The organism is Sphingomonas sp. GW821-FHT10F11 (assembly GCF_058809095.1).
In genome coordinates this window covers 228,681-243,688 of record NZ_JBXASH010000003.1, presented here as the reverse complement: position 1 = coordinate 243,688, position 15,008 = coordinate 228,681, and the positions used below count along the sequence as shown (strand labels likewise).

14 protein-coding genes and 1 tRNA gene are annotated in these 15,008 nt (G+C 66.4%); 9 read left to right on the top strand and 6 right to left on the bottom strand.

Annotated elements, in window-relative coordinates; genetic code table 11:
- Nucleotides 1–48: 48 nt before the first annotated feature.
- Nucleotides 49–134, bottom strand: a tRNA-Tyr gene (locus AC1RT8_RS11590).
- A 145-nt stretch (nucleotides 135–279) separates the two neighbouring features.
- Here AC1RT8_RS11590 and AC1RT8_RS11585 point away from each other — a divergent pair.
- The 3 genes from AC1RT8_RS11585 to AC1RT8_RS11575 are packed head-to-tail and all read left to right on the top strand — an operon-like array spanning nucleotide 280 to nucleotide 3,427.
- Nucleotides 280–1,890 (top strand): M20/M25/M40 family metallo-hydrolase, encoded by a 1,611-nt coding sequence (locus AC1RT8_RS11585; protein ID WP_493075797.1) that lies wholly within the window; start codon nucleotides 280–282, stop codon nucleotides 1,888–1,890.
- The gene (gene rlmB / locus AC1RT8_RS11580; RefSeq protein WP_493075796.1) at nucleotides 1,890–2,636 is read left to right on the top strand and encodes a 23S rRNA (guanosine(2251)-2'-O)-methyltransferase RlmB; all 747 of its coding nucleotides are present in this window, start codon (nucleotides 1,890–1,892) and stop codon (nucleotides 2,634–2,636) included. The genes AC1RT8_RS11585 and rlmB overlap by 1 nt, the downstream gene beginning before the upstream one ends.
- Nucleotides 2,637–2,650: 14 nt before the next feature.
- Entirely contained in the window at nucleotides 2,651–3,427 is a 777-nt protein-coding gene (locus AC1RT8_RS11575) for a hypothetical protein (protein WP_493075795.1), read from the top strand.
- Nucleotides 3,428–3,471: 44 nt separating this feature from the next.
- Here AC1RT8_RS11575 and AC1RT8_RS11570 read toward each other — a convergent pair whose 3' ends face one another.
- On the bottom strand, nucleotides 3,472–3,789 hold the full coding sequence (locus AC1RT8_RS11570; protein ID WP_493075794.1) for a 2Fe-2S iron-sulfur cluster-binding protein: 318 nt from the start codon (nucleotides 3,787–3,789) through the stop codon (nucleotides 3,472–3,474).
- A 66-nt stretch (nucleotides 3,790–3,855) separates the two neighbouring features.
- On the opposite strand from AC1RT8_RS11570, the gene AC1RT8_RS11565 reads away from it, so the two are divergent.
- On the top strand, nucleotides 3,856–4,479 hold the full coding sequence (locus tag AC1RT8_RS11565) for a DNA-3-methyladenine glycosylase family protein (RefSeq protein WP_493075793.1): 624 nt from the start codon (nucleotides 3,856–3,858) through the stop codon (nucleotides 4,477–4,479).
- 28 nt (nucleotides 4,480–4,507) lie between these two features.
- Here AC1RT8_RS11565 and AC1RT8_RS11560 read toward each other — a convergent pair whose 3' ends face one another.
- The gene (locus AC1RT8_RS11560; RefSeq protein ID WP_493075792.1) at nucleotides 4,508–4,924 is read right to left on the bottom strand and encodes a DUF2147 domain-containing protein; all 417 of its coding nucleotides are present in this window, start codon (nucleotides 4,922–4,924) and stop codon (nucleotides 4,508–4,510) included.
- A gap of 131 nt (nucleotides 4,925–5,055) precedes the next feature.
- On the opposite strand from AC1RT8_RS11560, the gene AC1RT8_RS11555 reads away from it, so the two are divergent.
- The 3 genes from AC1RT8_RS11555 to AC1RT8_RS11545 are packed head-to-tail and all read left to right on the top strand — an operon-like array spanning nucleotide 5,056 to nucleotide 7,688.
- A complete protein-coding gene (locus tag AC1RT8_RS11555; RefSeq protein WP_493075791.1) occupies nucleotides 5,056–5,406 on the top strand; it encodes a hypothetical protein in 351 nt (116 codons plus the stop codon).
- Nucleotides 5,403–6,272: an S-methyl-5'-thioadenosine phosphorylase gene (locus AC1RT8_RS11550; RefSeq protein WP_493075790.1), complete on the top strand. Its 870-nt coding sequence runs from the start codon at nucleotides 5,403–5,405 to the stop codon at nucleotides 6,270–6,272. Before AC1RT8_RS11555 ends, AC1RT8_RS11550 begins: the two co-directional genes overlap by 4 nt.
- 60 nt (nucleotides 6,273–6,332) lie before the next feature.
- Nucleotides 6,333–7,688 carry an Nramp family divalent metal transporter gene (locus tag AC1RT8_RS11545; RefSeq protein WP_493075789.1) on the top strand — a complete coding sequence of 452 codons (1,356 nt, stop codon included), beginning with the start codon at nucleotides 6,333–6,335 and terminating at the stop codon, nucleotides 7,686–7,688.
- Here the strand turns inward: AC1RT8_RS11545 and AC1RT8_RS11540 are convergent.
- On the bottom strand, nucleotides 7,685–8,524 hold the full coding sequence (locus AC1RT8_RS11540; RefSeq protein ID WP_493075788.1) for an HpcH/HpaI aldolase/citrate lyase family protein: 840 nt from the start codon (nucleotides 8,522–8,524) through the stop codon (nucleotides 7,685–7,687). The genes AC1RT8_RS11545 and AC1RT8_RS11540 overlap by 4 nt on opposite strands.
- Nucleotides 8,525–8,642: 118 nt before the next feature.
- Here AC1RT8_RS11540 and AC1RT8_RS11535 point away from each other — a divergent pair, with 118 nt between their 5' ends.
- A complete protein-coding gene (locus tag AC1RT8_RS11535; protein WP_493075787.1) occupies nucleotides 8,643–10,352 on the top strand; it encodes an ATP-binding cassette domain-containing protein in 1,710 nt (569 codons plus the stop codon).
- A gap of 214 nt (nucleotides 10,353–10,566) precedes the next feature.
- Here AC1RT8_RS11535 and AC1RT8_RS11530 read toward each other — a convergent pair whose 3' ends face one another.
- Together AC1RT8_RS11530 and AC1RT8_RS11525 are read right to left on the bottom strand one after the other, a co-directional pair.
- The gene (locus AC1RT8_RS11530; protein WP_493075786.1) at nucleotides 10,567–11,394 is read right to left on the bottom strand and encodes an arylamine N-acetyltransferase family protein; all 828 of its coding nucleotides are present in this window, start codon (nucleotides 11,392–11,394) and stop codon (nucleotides 10,567–10,569) included.
- A gap of 49 nt (nucleotides 11,395–11,443) precedes the next feature.
- Nucleotides 11,444–13,780: a GH92 family glycosyl hydrolase gene (locus AC1RT8_RS11525; protein ID WP_493075785.1), complete on the bottom strand. Its 2,337-nt coding sequence runs from the start codon at nucleotides 13,778–13,780 to the stop codon at nucleotides 11,444–11,446.
- Nucleotides 13,781–13,982: 202 nt separating this feature from the next.
- Between AC1RT8_RS11525 and AC1RT8_RS11520 the strand changes: the two genes are divergently transcribed.
- Nucleotides 13,983–15,005: a LacI family DNA-binding transcriptional regulator gene (locus AC1RT8_RS11520; protein WP_493075784.1), complete on the top strand. Its 1,023-nt coding sequence runs from the start codon at nucleotides 13,983–13,985 to the stop codon at nucleotides 15,003–15,005.
- Nucleotides 15,006–15,008 lie beyond the last annotated feature (3 nt).

Genomic DNA, 15,008 nt, shown 5'->3' with positions numbered 1-15,008 from the left:
TGGGTTTTAGCGGTTTTTGGCTAGTGCGGGAACCCCCGCCTGGGAGAATGGTGGACAGGGCTGGATTCGAACCAGCGTACGCTTGCACGGGCAGATTTACAGTCTGCTGCCTTTAACCACTCGGCCACCTGTCCACTGGGCCGCTCAAAAGCGAGGCGGTCCCATGCCGACCGAAACCCATGCTGTCAACGCCCGAAAGACCTTATGGGCGGGGCCTTGCGCGGGGCGACGGCGACGAATAGGCCTCGCAACAATCTTTCAACGTCTCCGGGGGTTCCAATGCGTCGTTCGCTCCTGCTCGCCACCGCCATGCTCGCCATCGCCTCTCCCGCCTTTCCGCAGGCAGTCGACCGCGGCCAGGTGAATCGGATCATCGACGAGGGCACGACTCGCAGCCAGGTGATGCTGACCGCCGAGCATCTGTCCGACGTGATCGGCGCGCGCCTGACCAACTCGCCCTCGATGCGCCAGGCCGAGACCTGGACCCAGGCGAAGTTCAGCGAATGGGGCCTGAAGAACGTCCACAAGGAAGGCTATGAGTTCGGCCGCGGCTGGTGGATCAACAGCTCGAGCGTGCGCATGCTCACCCCGCGCCCGATCGTGCTGACCGCGATCCCGATAGCCTGGACCCCCTCGACCAACGGCACGATCAGCGCCCCCGTCTTCGTCGCCCCGATGGCGAAGGAGCGCGATTTCGACAAATGGCGCGGCAAGCTGAAGGGCAAGATCGTCATGATCACGCAGCCCAACACTGGTGGCGAGCCGGGCGAGGCAGCGTTCAAGCGCTACACCGCCGAGGAACTGGCCAAGCTCGATCAATATCAGCAGCCGACCTATGATCCCGAGACTGCCGACCGCCGGCTGAAGCGGCTCGATTATGCCAAGAAGCTCGACGCCTTTCTGAAGGCCGAGGGCGCGGTCGCTTATGCCACCATGTCGCGGCTCGACTACAAGCTGGTGCACGGCGAAGGCTATCTGTTCGGCGTCGGCGAGACTCAGGAAGTGCCGGGCGTCGAGATCGCCGCCGAGGATTATCGCCGCCTCGCCCGGCTCGCCAAGATCGGCACCGCGCCAACGGTCGAGATCAACAGCGACGTCCGCTTCGACGACAGCGACAGCAAGGCCTACAACATCTTCGCCGAGATCCCCGGCACTGACCCAAAGGCGGGTTATGTCATGGCCGGCGCGCATCTCGACAGCTGGGTCGCGGGCGACGGCGCTGCCGATAACGGCGCCGGCACCGCGATGATCATGGAGGCGGCGCGGATCCTTTCCGCGAGCGGCATCCGCCCGAAGCGCACGATCCGCTTCGCCTTGTGGACCGGCGAGGAGCAGGGCCTGCTCGGCAGCCGCGCTTATGTCGAGCAGCATCTCGCCACCCGCGGCAAGCCGAGCGACCCCGTCCTGACCGGCATGAAGAGCTATTATAGCTGGTCGAACCGCTGGCCGATCACGCCCAAGGCCGGCTGGGGCGATCTCGCCGCCTATTTCAACCTCGACAACGGATCGGGCAAGATCCGCGGCATCTATGTCGAGAACAACCAGGCGGTCGCGCCGATCTTCCGCGACTGGCTCGCGCCCTTCTCGGGCATGGGGGCGAAGGATGTGGTGATCCGCAAGACCGGCGGCACCGACCATGTCTTCATGCAGGCGGTCGGCGTGCCCGGCTTCCAGTTCATCCAGGACCCGCTCGATTATGGCAGCCGCGTTCACCACACCAGCATCGACACCTTTGACCATCTGAAGGGCGACGATATGCGCCAGGGGTCGATCATCCTCGCCTCGTTCCTCGCCAACGCCGCCAATGCCGACAAGGCGCTGCCACGACCCCCGTTGCCGACCGAGCCGGTCGTGACCGATCCCTTCGCCTACAACGTCGACGACGACTGATGGCCCGCAAAGGACACCGCCCATCCCAGGCCCCCGCAGGCCGCCCCCGTTTCTGGGGGCGGCATGCGGTGACGGCCGCGCTCGCCAACCCCGAGCGCGTCGTGCGCAAGCTGTGGGCGACGCGCGAGGCGCTGGCCTCGCTCGACATTCCGCCGGTGATCCCGATCGTCTTCGCCGATGTCGCCGATCTCGCGCGGCTGGTGCCCGGCGATGCGCCGCATCAGGGCCTGGTGGCGGAAGTCGATCCGCTCGAGGATATCTGGCTGGGCGACCTGCTCGAACAAGGCCGCGACGACCGGCGGCCGCTGGTGGTGCTCGATCAGGTGACCGATCCGCACAATGTCGGCGCGATCCTGCGTTCGGCGGCGGCGTTCGACGCGCTCGGCATCGTCACGCCAGACCGTCACGCACCGCCCGAATCGGGCACGATCGCCCGCTCGGCCTCGGGCGCGCTCGAGATCGTGCCCTGGGTGCGCGTGGTGAACCTCGCCCGCGCGCTGGAGGAGATCGCCGAAGCCGGTTTCTGGCGCGTCGGCCTGACCGGCGAGGCAACCCAGACCCTGGCCGAGGCGATGGGCGAGACGCGCGTCGCGCTGGTGCTCGGCGCCGAGGGCGAGGGCATGCGCCAGAACACCGCGGCGCATTGCGACGAGCTTGCGCGCCTGCCGATCTCGCCTAAGGTGGAGAGCCTGAACGTGTCCAACGCGGCGGCAATCGCGCTTTACGCGGTGACGACACGGGGCTGAACCCGGGGGTTCCAATGATCGCACGCCTCTCTCGCCTGGCGCTCGTCCTGCTGATGCCGTTCGCGCTGGCGAGCTGCGTGCTGACACCGGGCAAGTTCGTCTCGACCCTGCGCATCGACGCCGATCGGCACTTCACCTTCACCTATGTCGGCGAAGTGCTCGCGCTCGATATCGGCGACGACATGATGAAGGGCCTGGGCGACTCCTCGTCCGAGACGCCGACGGCCCCGACCGGCGGCGACGGCGAAGCGACATTGCAGAAGCTCGCCTTCCAGGAGAAGGATGGGGACAGCAAGGCCGAGGACGGCAAGAAGGCCGCCGCCAAGAAAGCCGCGGCCGACGCCAAGAACCGGACGATCGCCGAGACGCTGTCGAAGGAGGCGGGATACCGCAAGGTGACCTATCTCGGCGACGGCAAGTTCAGCATCGACTATGCCATCTCGGGCACGCTCGATCATGCTTTCATGTGGCCGTACAATGTCGATGCGGAGCTGATGTTCCCGTTCATCGCGATCGAGCTGCGCGCCAACGGCACGGTGCGGATGAAGGCGCCCGCCTTCGCCAATGACAGCAGCAAGAGCAGCAGCAGCATGGGCATGCCGGGCATGGACAAGGCATCGAGCCAGCTCGACGGCGTCTTCACGCTCGATACCAATGCCGAGATCATCAGCCAGAACAACGAGGAAGGCGCCGTCGCGGCCGCCGGCGGGCGCAAGACGATTACCTGGAAGGCGACGCCGCTGACCAAGGACGCGCCGAGCGCGGTGCTGAGGCTGGCGGCGGCGAAGTGACCTAAACTAAGCCCCTCCCCTTCAGGGGAGGGGCTTGAAGAAGATCAATCCTCCGCCGCGATCGTGACCTTCAGCCCGTCCAGCGCATCGGTCAGCTCGATCTGGCACGACAGGCGCGAGCGGTCGTCGCGGTCGGACGACGAATCGAGCAGATCATTCTCGTCTTCGCTCATCTTCGGCAGTTTGGCAGCAAATTCCGGGTCGACATGGACATGGCAGGTGGCGCAGCTGCAGCAGCCGCCGCACAGCGCCAGAACCTCGTCGATCCCGGCGTCACGAATCGCCTCCATCACCGAAAGCCCGGTTTCGCCCATGATCTCACGTTCTTCCCCTTCACGGGTCACGACGATAAGCTTGGGCATTCATTCCTCCTCAAGGGTTCGGCGTCGCCATGCCGCCCCGGGCGCCGCTAATCAAGGGACGACAATATGGGCCTGAGCGCCGAACAGCTGCGCGCGGCACTCGATATGCTTGCCGCGAGCGAGCCGCGCTTCGCCATGGCGATCGACCGCGCGGGCTATCCGCCGCCGCGAATCCGCGCGCGCGGCTATGCCACCTTGCTGCGCACGATCGTCGGGCAGCAGGTCAGTACCAAGGCGGCCGAGTCGGTCTGGCGCAAGTTGGAGGGGATCGTCGGCAGCCTGGACGACCCCGGCAATATCATGCGCGCCAGCGACGAGCAGCTCCGCGAAGCCGGCCTGTCGCGGCAAAAGGCCAGCTATGCGCGCAGCCTGGCCGACGAGCTGACGAGCGGGCGGCTCGACCTCGACAATCTGCCGGCCGACGACGAGGAGGCGGTCGCCGCCTTGGTCCGGATCAAGGGCATCGGCCGCTGGTCAGCCGAGGTCTATCTGCTGTTCGCCGAAGGACGCCCCGACATCTGGCCGGCGGGCGACCTGGCGGTGCAGATCGAGATCGGCCGCATCCTGGGCCATGCCGAACGGCCGAACGAAAAGCTGACCCGTGAGGTGGCGGAAGCATGGCGACCGCACCGCGGCGCCGCGGCGATCTTCGCCTGGCACCATTATGCCGCCGACATGAAAGTGATCTGACCGGCCTGTTCAACGATAGCGGGAAGGGTCAGCTCGCGGCGGGCCATTGCACCGTGCGGCAGATGATCAGCCAGCACCCCTGGACCTTCAGGCTCCTGTCGGGGTTGCGGCTGATATAGGCGCGGTAGGTCTTGCCCTGGAACGGGTAATAGATCTTGCCCTGCCACTTTCCGTCGCTCTGCGCGGTGAAGCCGAACAGCACCTGCACGCCGACCAGCGACCGGGCGCGCAACGCCGGATCGGGATTGTTGCTGTCCGTCGTCGGACCTTCCACCCTCGCCTTTTCCGTCAGGCGGCTGATGTGCCCGCACAGCGCCTTGCCGCACGGCGCGATCGTGACGACACCCTTGCCGTCCTGCGATACCCAGTCGCCGGTGATCTGGTCCGCCGCCTGGGCGATGGCTGGAATCGCAAACGACAGCAGAAAGACGAAGACAAAACGCATGTACGGCTCCCGAGCGGGAACCAGTGTCCCGCGCGGTATCGATAAGGCGTGCATTCTGGAGGGCAAGATGATTCAGCCCACAGCCCTGTCCGCGGTTGACGCACGCCCGATCCTATCTAGGGGGAGTCGCGATGGCCAAAGCCGACCGCCTTGCCCGCCTCGACGAGCGGCGAACCGAGATCGAGGCGGAATATCGCGCGGCCCTGGTCACGGCCTTGCGCCTGACGGCCGCCGGGCGGTGGGGGCTGTTCGGTCACACCCAGGACAAGGCGGCCCGCGCCAAAGCGGCGCCACTGATCGACGAACTCATCGATCTGGGCGACGAGATCGACGGGCTGCGCGCGCAATTGTCGATCGAGCCCTTCGCCCTCCACCAGGAATTCCTCGCGTCACGCGGGCCGGTAAAGGCCGATGCGGTGGGCGAACCGAAACAGGCCCAGGCATGGCTCGACCGCCTGGCGGCAAACGGGAGTAGTGAATGAGCGGCAAGTGGAAGATCGGGATCATCGGCGGCTCGGGTCTCTATGCGATCGACGCGCTGGAGAATCCGGAATGGGGCCGCGTTTCGACTCCCTGGGGCGATCCGTCGGACGATCTTCTGTTCGGATCGATCGGCGATGTGGAGCTGGTGTTCCTGCCGCGCCATGGCCGCGGCCACCGCATCCCGCCGTCGGAACTCAACTTCCGCGCGAATATCGATGCGCTGAAGCGCAGCGGCTGCACCGATATCCTCGCCATCTCCTCGATTGGGTCGCTGCGCGAGGAATTGCCGCCGGGGCATTTTGTGGTGGTTGACCAGTTCATCGACCGCACGGTCGCGCGCACCTCCAGCTTCTTCGGCACCGGCATGGTCGCCCATGTCTCGATGGCCGAGCCGGTCTGCCCGCGCCTCTCCGCCTTCGCGGCCGAGGCTGTGCATGCGGCCGGCGGATTGATCGCCAAGGGCGCGACCTATCTGGCGATGGAGGGGCCGCAATTCTCCAGCCGTGCGGAAAGCCTGCTCTACCGCCAATGGGGCGCCGACGTGATCGGCATGACCGCCATGCCCGAGGCCAAGCTCGCCCGCGAGGCCGAGTTGCCTTACGCGCTGATCGGCATGGTCACCGATTATGATTGCTGGCGCGAGGAAGCCGCGTTCGTCGAGGTGAGCGAGGTGATCAAACAGATGTCGGCCAATGGCACGATCGCGCGCAAGGCAGTGCTCGAGTTCATCACCGCGCTGCCGGCGGAGCGCACGCCCTCCTCGCTCGACACCGTGCTCGACTATGCGCTGATCACCGCGCCTGAGGCGCGCGATCCGGCGATGCTGGCGAAACTCGATGCTGTCGCGGGCCGGGTCCTCGGCTAAGGCACAACCGAATGCGGCGCCGGCAATTGACGGCATGGCGCGCATACGAGAGGATACCGCATGTCGCCGCCGCCTTCAGCCACCACCGCGTCCGGATATGACGGCATGAACGACATGCGGCCGCAGCGCCCGTCGCTGTCCGAAAGCTATCGCACCATCGCGGTACCGCTGGGCAAGGGCGGTTTCTGGCGCAAGACCGCCGCATTCGCCGGGCCGGGCTATATGGTCGCGGTCGGCTATATGGACCCGGGCAACTGGGCGACCGACCTCGCGGGTGGATCGGCGTTCGGCTACACCCTGCTCTCGGTCATCCTGCTGTCGAATATCATGGCGATGGTGCTCCAGTCGCTGTCGGCCAAGCTGGGCATCGTCACCGGGCATGATCTCGCCCAGGCGTGCCGGGCCAATTATAACCCGGTGGTCAATTTCTGCCTGTGGGTGCTGTGCGAGCTGGCGATCATCGCCTGCGACCTGGCCGAGGTGCTCGGCACCGCCATCGCGTTGCAATTGCTGTTCGGCCTGCCGCTGGTCGCGGGCGTGTGCCTGACCGCGTTCGACGTGCTGCTGATCCTGGCGCTGCAGCGCTTCGGTTTCCGCAAGCTCGAAGCGTTCATCGTCGCGCTGCTGATCGTGATCGCGGGCTGTTTCGCCTATGAGCTGGCGATGGCACAGCCGAGCGTCGCCGCGATCATGGGCGGGCTCGTCCCCTCGACCCAGATCGTCACCAACCCGGCGATGCTCTATATCGCGATCGGCATCCTCGGCGCGACGGTGATGCCGCACAATCTCTATCTGCACAGTTCGATCGTGCAGACCCGCCGCTTCGCCCAGGACGAGGCGGGCAAGCGCGACGCGGTGAAGCATGCGACGATCGACAGCACCGTCGCCCTGACCCTGGCGCTGTTCATCAACGCCTCGATCCTGATCCTCGCCGCCGCGGCCTTCCACACGGCCGGGCGCACCGACGTGGCGGAGATCGGCGAGGCCTATAAGCTGCTCACGCCGATGCTCGGCGCGGGCGCGGCGAGCGTATTGTTCGCGGTGGCACTGCTCGCCTCGGGGCAGAATTCGACCGTGACGGGCACGCTTGCCGGGCAGATCGTCGCCGAGGGCTTTCTCGACCTCAAGCTGCCGATCTGGCTGCGGCGGATGGTGACGCGGCTGCTGGCAATCGTGCCGGCGGTGATCGTGGTCGCCATCGCCGGCGATTCGGGCGCAACCAAGCTGCTGGTGTTGAGCCAGGTGGTGCTGAGCCTGCAGCTGCCCTTCGCCATCGTCCCGCTGGTCACCTTCACCAGCGACAAGCGCCAGATGGGGGCGCTGGCCAATCCCCTGTGGCTGAAGATCGCCGCCTGGGTGATCGCAGCGACGGTGATCGGCCTGAACGTGAAGCTGTTGACCGGCTTCTTCTTCTAAAGCCGCACCATCGCCGCGATGCGCCGCGCCTGTTCGAGGTGCAGCAGCTCGACCATCTCGCCATCGACGCGGATCACGCCCTTGCCGGCATTCTCGGGCAGCGCGAAGGCGGTGATGATGCGGTCGGCCCAGGCGATCAGCTCCGGCGTCGGACCATAAGCGCGGTTGGCGGCGGCGATCTGGGCGGGGTGGATCAGCGACTTGCCGTCAAAGCCGAACAGCGCCCCCTGAGCGCATTCGGCAACGAGCACCGGGCCATCCTCGATCACGTTGCACACGCCGTCCAGCGCCACCAGGCCCGCGGCACGCGCCGCGGTGACGATCATCGCGAGATGGCCGAGCAGCGGGGTGCGCCCGGGCCCGAGGGTGCAGCGCATCTCCTTGGCGAGATCGTTGGTGCCGGCGAGCAATCCTTCGAGCCTGGTGGCGGATGCCGACGCGACGATCGCCGGCAGATCGAGGATGCCAGCGCAGGTTTCGATCATCGCCCAGAGCGGCAGCCCGTCAAGCAGCGCGCTGGCGGCTTCGAGATCGGCCGGATGCGAGACCTTGGGCAGCACCACCGCCTCGAAGCCGGCACCCGCCACCGCGCGGCAATCGTCGGCACCCCAGGGCGTATCGAGCGCATTGACGCGGACGAACAGCGCCCGGTCCCCGAACCCACTGGCCGCCGCCGCGGCAACGGCCTGGTCGCGCGCCGCCGCCTTCAGTTCGGGCGCGACCGAATCCTCCAGATCCAGGATCACGACGTCGCAATCGAGGCTGCGCGCCTTCTCCACCGCGCGCGCGTTCGAGGCGGGCATGAACAGGGCGCTGCGATAGGGGCGGGCGATCATCGGTGGCTCCTGCGAATTGTTTGCCCGCTTACAGGAAGTTCGTGCGCCGGATGCAAGTCCCGGCTCGATTGCACGCAGCTTCTCGACGGCGGGCCGCGCGCGTGGGAAAGGGTCGGTGATGACGTTCGCCTCGATGAAAGCGCTCTGGCGGCAGGCCGCCCTTTTCTTCGCGGCCTTTGTGCGCTTCGCGGGCACGCGCGGCTGGATCGCGGCTGCGCTGGTCGGGTTGTCGGCAATTCTCGACGGCATGGGGCTGGTGCTGCTGATCCCGATCGTCGAGGCGGTGGTCAGCCCGGACAGCGGTTATCTGCCGACGCGCGCCATCTTCGACAGCCTCGGCGTGCACAGCCCCTTGGGCAGGCTCGCGGCACTGATCGCGGCGTTCGTTGCCCTGTCCCTGCTCCGCGCGGTCATACTCTATACGCGCGACATGCAGCTCGGGCGGCTGCAGGGCGACTTCGCCCAGCACGAGCGCAACCGCATCATCCGGTCGCTGGCCGCCGCCCCGTGGAGCCGGATCGCCGCGCTCAGCCATGCGCGGGTCACCAGCCTGGTCAGCGTCGAGGTCAACCGCATCGGAACCGGCGCGCAATTCCTGATCCAGGGCGGCATCGCGCTGGTGATGCTGTTGGTGCAGGGCGCGCTGGCGTTTGTGCTGGCACCTGCACTCGCGCTGACCATCGGGGCGATCTTCCTGGTCGGCGGCACGGTGGTCCTGCTCGCGCAGGAGCATATCCGCAATCTCGGCCTTGGGCTGGTCGATGCCAATCACCGCATGATGGGCAGCGCGGCTGGCTTTCTCGGGGGGCTGAAGGCGGCGACCGCGCAGAATGCGCAACACGGTTTCGCCGACGAATTCGCGGTGATCCAGCATTCGGTCCGGGCGCGCCAGCTCGAATTCATCCAGCGTCAGGCGCGCAGCCGGCAGTTCTTCGCGATCGGATCCGCGCTGATGGGCGCGGTCGTGGTGCTGACCGGCTATGCGGCGGCGATCCCGCCCGCGGTGCTGATCACCCTGGTGCTAATCTTCGCACGGATGAGCGGGCCGGCGATGGTGATCCAGCAATCGGTGCAGAACTTCTTTTTCGGCCTCCCCGCCTTCGAGGCGATCCGCAAGCTCGAGCAGGACCTGGACGCCAGTGCGACCCCTGCCCCGACCCCGGTCGTGCCGCCGCCGGGCGCGATCGAGCTGCAGGGCGCCTCGTTCCTCCATCCCGGTGGCGGCGGGCTGCATCCGGCCGATCTCAAAATCGAGCATGGCGCCTTCGTCGGCATCACCGGACCGTCCGGGGCGGGCAAGACGACTCTGGTCGAGCTGCTCACCACCTTGCAGGAACCGCAGACGGGGCGGATGCTGGTCGGCGGCGAGCCGCTCGACGCAGCGCGACAGGCGGGCTGGCGCGAGAGCCTTGCCTATGTCCCGCAGGAAGGATTCCTGTTCAACGACACGGTGCGCCGCAACCTGACCTGGGGCACGGCGGGGATCGATGACGCCCGGCTATGGGAGGCGCTGCGCCTGGCGGGCGCCGAGGAGATCGTGACGCGGCTGCCCGAGGGCCTCGAGTCGATCGTGGGTGAGCGCGGTATCGCGCTGTCGGGCGGCGAGCGCCAGCGGCTGGCGATCGCCCGCGCCCTGCTCCGCGACCCGCGCCTGCTGATACTCGACGAAGCGGCCAATGCGATCGATGCGGCAGGCGAGGCGGCGTTGCTCGAAAGGCTCGCTGCGCTCGACCCGCGGCCGACCATCGTGATGATCTCGCACCGCGCCGAGAGCCTGGTGCGGTGCGACCGGGTGATCATGGTCGAGCTGGGGCGAATCTCGGGATAGTGATCCAACAGCCCGTTCGAGTCGCGCGCACTGGGCCGGCCCCAAAATTCCCTGTTCCTGCGCGTTAACAGGGAAATTAACAGGGAATTCTTCCGCTGGATCAGGGAAAATCATCGTCCAACAACTGAGAAAGAGCTGGACTGGTTCAATGAACCCGTCCGGCAGCATGTTGCGACAAACTGCTGCGAGATTGAATCAAGCCCTTACCGTTGCCCTATGCCTCCGGGAACAGCTCAAGCGCCGCGACTTCCTCGACGGTGAAGTCGATGCCGAACATCAGGCTCAGCCGCATGCGATAGACGCGCGGATCGACGATTTCCGCGATCGTCTCCTCGTCGCCCGCGCGGCGGCGGTACAAGCGGTCGGTGAGGCCGGCAAAGCCGCGCGGCAGCACGATGCTGACAATGCGCACCTGCATGAAGCGACTCTCCGGCGCGGTCGAGGTCCAGCGGTTGCTCAGCTCCAGATCGGCATCCCAGACCTGGCCGAGGGTGAAGCTGTATTGCGGCTGGAACCCCTCGCCGGCGCCGCGCCCGTCGGAGTTGCCGGAATGGCCGTCGCGCAGCAGCATCCAGCCGTGTAGCGGATCGCGCTCAAGCCGGAAGCGGGCGCCGTCCGGGGCATCCGCCGTCGCACCGTCGATCAGCGGCATGATTGGCGTGTAGCTGCCGCCGAAGCCGGTGTCGGCGATCCATTCCTGATCGTCGATCGTCACCAGACTGAAGCTATGGGTGAGCGGCGGCGTGTCGGTCGCGGCGAGCCAGACACGGGCGAGCAGCGGACGCGCTTCGAAGGCGAGCGCGGCCAGCGCGTCGAGGAACAGGCGGTTATGCTCGAAGCAATAACCGCCACGTCTGGCGGTCACCAGCTTGGCGAAGACCGACGTGCTGTCGATGCGGATGCCGCGGCCGAGGATGACATCGAGATTCTCGAACGGAATGGCGAGGCGGTGGGCGCGCTGGAGCACGGCCAGGCCCTCGGCATCGGCGAGCGGCCGTTCGTTGAGGGCGATGCGGGCGAGATAGGAATCCAGGTCGAACATGCGGGGCGCCTACTTGCTTTCTCCCCTCCCCGAAAGAGAGGGGAGAAGGTCATTTCGAATAACCGGTCATCGAATAGGGCCGGTCCTTTTCCGCCGTCGCCCAGCCTGCGTTGGGCGTCGCCTGCATCACGAAACGAAGCTCGCCGCCGGCGATGATCTCACTGTGGCGGATGAAGCCGCGGGGCAGCGGTTTGCCGTTGAGCAGGACCTGGCCGACATAGCGGTTGGTATCCGACAGCCCGTCGGCGCGGATGGTGAAGCGTTTGCCGTTCGGCAGGTTGAGCACCGCGCGGTCCACGAACGGACGGCCGATGACATATTCGCCCGTGCCCGGCGCGACCGGATAGAAACCGAGCGCAGTGAAGACGAGCCAGGCCGACATCTGGCCGAGATCGTCATTGCCCGACAGGCCGTCGGGCGTCGGCTTGTACTGGCTGTCGACGATCTGCTTCAGGCGTTCCTGGGTGCGCCACGGTGCCCCGGCATAGCTGTAGAGATAGGCGACGTGATGGCTCGGCTCATTGCCATGGATGTACTGGCCGATCAGGCCGGCGATATCCTCGGCATGGCTGTAATCGACTTTCGAATTGTCGAAGTCGAACATTGCGTCGAGCTTCTTCACCGTCGCCGCGTCGCCCCCCAGCACGCGGATCAGGCCGCCCTGGTCCTGCGGCGCGAACCAGCTATATTGCCAGGCATTCCCCTCGGTATAGTCGCTGCCATAGTTGATCGCGGTCGGATCGAACGGTTCGCGGTAGCTGCCGTCGGCCTTGCGGGCACGCAGGAAGCCGGTCTTCACGTCGAAGCTGTTGCGCCAGTTGAGCGCGCGCCTGTCGAAGCGGTCGGCCACGTCCTTGCGCCCCATCGCGCGCGCCATCCGCGCGATCGTCCAGTCGTCATAGGCATATTCGACCGTCTTCGAGGCCGCTTCGGGCTCATGGTCGATCGGCACATAGCCCAGCTTCATATAGTCGCCGAGGCCGCCATAGGGCGCATAGTCGGCGCTCGCGACCATCGCATCGAGCGCTGCCTTCGCATCGAAGCCCTTGATGCCCTTCAAATAGGCATCGGCGATGACGGGCACCGCGTGATAACCGATCATCGTCCAGGTCTCGCGGCCGTTGAACTGCCAGACGGGGAGGATGCCGAACGGGCTGTCCTGCCGGCTGGCGATCAGCGAATTGACGAAATCGCTGTTGCGCTTCTCGGGCTGGATCAGGGTCAGCAGGGGGTGCTCGGCGCGGAACGTGTCCCAGAGCGAAAAGGTCGAATGATAGGTGAAGCCGGTCGCCTGATGGACCTGATCGTCGGGCCCGCGATAACGGCCATCGGCATCGCCATAGACGCTCGGCGCGACGAGCGTGTGATATAGCGCGGTATAGACGGTCTTCTTCATCGGCACCGGCGCGTCGATGACCACCGCGCCGAGCGCCTTCTCCCACGCCGCGCGGGTCTGGGCGCGGACCGTGTCGAAGCTGCCGGGTTCGCTGGCGAGATTGGCGAGCGCGCCCGCCTCGTCCACGCCGGAGATCGCGACATGGACCTCGAGCGGTTTGGCCAGCACACCGAAATCGAGCCGGGCGACGAGCGCCCTGCCGGCCAGTTGCTGCACCGAATCATCGCCGCGGCCGGGGCCCTGGAAGCCCTTGTACGGCACATCCTCCTCGCGGCTGACGAAAGCATGGCCGGTCAGCGGCACGGAGAAGCGCATGGCGAAGAACAGTTTCCGCGCAGGCGCCCATCCCCGCGTCTCGCGCATGCCGGTGATCGTGCCGTCCGGCCGGACGCGAACCGTCGACCAGAGGATCTTGCCGGGATAATTATAGATGCTCGAGCGGAGATCGACGACCAGATGCGCCGGCTTGCCCATGGGAAAGCCGTAGCGATGCACGCCGACCCGCGTACCGGCGGTGAGTTCGGCACGGACGCCGGGATCGTCGAGCGTCACCGCATAATAGCCGGGCGTCGCAACCTCGCTCGCATGGCTGAAATGCGAGCGATAACCGGAACCGGGTTTCGCCGGATCACCGGGTTCGAGCGACACCGTGTCGCCGACGACCGGGCTGACCAGAATGTCGCCGAGATCGCTGTGTCCCGCGCCGGAGAAATGGGTGTGCGAGAAACCGAGGATCGACGAATCCTCATGGCGATAGCCCGCCGCCCATTTGTAGCTTTGCTTGAACGGCCTGATCTCGGTGTCCGGGCTCAGCTGGACCATGCCGAACGGCGCGACCGCGCCCGGGAAAGTGTGCCCCTCCCCTCCAGTGCCGATGAAGGGATCGACCGACTCGATCGGTCCGGTGGACGAAACCGGCACCGTCTGCGCGGTGGCGAGGCTGGCCGCGGTGCCGAGGCACAGGGCGGCGATGACCATGAGGCGATTCATCGGCGCGTTAGACCACAGGACCCGGGAGCGGTGAAGCACCCTCCTCGTCGAAAATATAGGTCAACGTTGTCATAATTCGCCCCTTCCTCACAAAATCCCTTGTTTCGCGCCCGTTCCGGAAGGCAGTATAGGGCCTGCTCGCTGTACCGCGCCCTGTCGCGCGGGCTACCGCGGCGATAATTCCCATGCTAGCGGGGCAGATATGGATCTCGGGCGGCGCGCAACCATTATCGATGTGGCCCGTGAGGCGGATGTGTCGATCAAGACCGTTTCGCGCGTGTTCAACGATGCGCCCAATGTGACGCCGAAGACCCGCGAGCGGGTGATGAAGGTCGCGACCGCGCTGCATTACCATCCCAATGTCGTCGCGCAGGGCCTGGTCGGTCGCCGCTCCTATCTGCTCGGCCTGCTCTACGAAAACCCCAGCCCCAACTATGTCGTCGAGCTGCAGCAGGGCGCGCTCGACCGGTTGCAGGGCGAGAAATACCGGCTGGTGGTGCTGCCGGTCGGCCAGGTTTCGGCGATCGCCGACAAGATCGTGTCGCTGGTGCGCTCGGCCGCGCTGGACGGCGTGGTGCTGACGCCCCCGGCCTCCGACCATCCGGTGGTGCTGGAGCAGTTGAAGGCAGCGCATTTCCCGTTCGTGCGCATTGCGCCGACCCGCTCGCCCGAGCTTGGCCCGCGCACCCTGACCGACGATGTCGGCGCGGCGCGGATGATGACCGAATATCTCATCTCGCTCGGCCACAAGCGGATCGGCATGATCAAGGGCGATCCGAGCCATCCGGCGAGCGAGGCGCGTCTGCTCGGTTATTCCAATGCGCTGTCGGCAGCCGGCCTGAAGATGCGGCTCGACGATATCGAACAGGGCATGTTCAACTTCGAATCCGGGCTTCAGGCCGGCGCCCGCCTGCTCGGCCGGCTCGACCGGCCGACCGCGATCTTCGCGCAGAATGACGACATGGCCGCCGGCGCGATCATGGCGGCGCATGATCTTGGCATCGACGTGCCGCGCGACCTGTCGGTTGCCGGGTTCGACGACAGCGCCATCGCGCAGATCGTCTGGCCGCGCCTGACCACCATCCATCAGCCGGTGTTCGACATGGCGCGTGACGCGACCGCCATGCTCGTCGCGATGCTCGAGAAGAAGCCGCACGAGGACCTGATCGAGCATCCGGTGGCTCTTGTTCATCGCCAGTCAACCGGGCCCGCGCCTACAGTTTGAGTT

Bases quoted from the DNA above. Each gene is read 5' to 3' on its own strand.
- AC1RT8_RS11550 (WP_493075790.1), top strand. From the start codon at position 5,403: ATGAGCGGCAAGTGGAAGATCGGGATCATCGGCGGCTCGGGTCTCTAT.
- AC1RT8_RS11555 (WP_493075791.1), top strand. From the start codon at position 5,056: ATGGCCAAAGCCGACCGCCTTGCCCGCCTCGACGAGCGGCGAACCGAG.
- AC1RT8_RS11545 (WP_493075789.1), top strand. From the start codon at position 6,333: ATGTCGCCGCCGCCTTCAGCCACCACCGCGTCCGGATATGACGGCATG.
- AC1RT8_RS11520 (WP_493075784.1), top strand. From the start codon at position 13,983: ATGGATCTCGGGCGGCGCGCAACCATTATCGATGTGGCCCGTGAGGCG.
- AC1RT8_RS11560 (WP_493075792.1), bottom strand. From the start codon at position 4,924: ATGCGTTTTGTCTTCGTCTTTCTGCTGTCGTTTGCGATTCCAGCCATC.
- AC1RT8_RS11540 (WP_493075788.1), bottom strand. From the start codon at position 8,524: ATGATCGCCCGCCCCTATCGCAGCGCCCTGTTCATGCCCGCCTCGAAC.
- AC1RT8_RS11570 (WP_493075794.1), bottom strand. From the start codon at position 3,789: ATGCCCAAGCTTATCGTCGTGACCCGTGAAGGGGAAGAACGTGAGATC.
- AC1RT8_RS11525 (WP_493075785.1), bottom strand. From the start codon at position 13,780: ATGAATCGCCTCATGGTCATCGCCGCCCTGTGCCTCGGCACCGCGGCC.
- AC1RT8_RS11530 (WP_493075786.1), bottom strand. From the start codon at position 11,394: ATGTTCGACCTGGATTCCTATCTCGCCCGCATCGCCCTCAACGAACGG.
- AC1RT8_RS11565 (WP_493075793.1), top strand. From the start codon at position 3,856: ATGGGCCTGAGCGCCGAACAGCTGCGCGCGGCACTCGATATGCTTGCC.
- AC1RT8_RS11535 (WP_493075787.1), top strand. From the start codon at position 8,643: ATGACGTTCGCCTCGATGAAAGCGCTCTGGCGGCAGGCCGCCCTTTTC.
- AC1RT8_RS11575 (WP_493075795.1), top strand. From the start codon at position 2,651: ATGATCGCACGCCTCTCTCGCCTGGCGCTCGTCCTGCTGATGCCGTTC.
- rlmB (WP_493075796.1), top strand. From the start codon at position 1,890: ATGGCCCGCAAAGGACACCGCCCATCCCAGGCCCCCGCAGGCCGCCCC.
- AC1RT8_RS11585 (WP_493075797.1), top strand. From the start codon at position 280: ATGCGTCGTTCGCTCCTGCTCGCCACCGCCATGCTCGCCATCGCCTCT.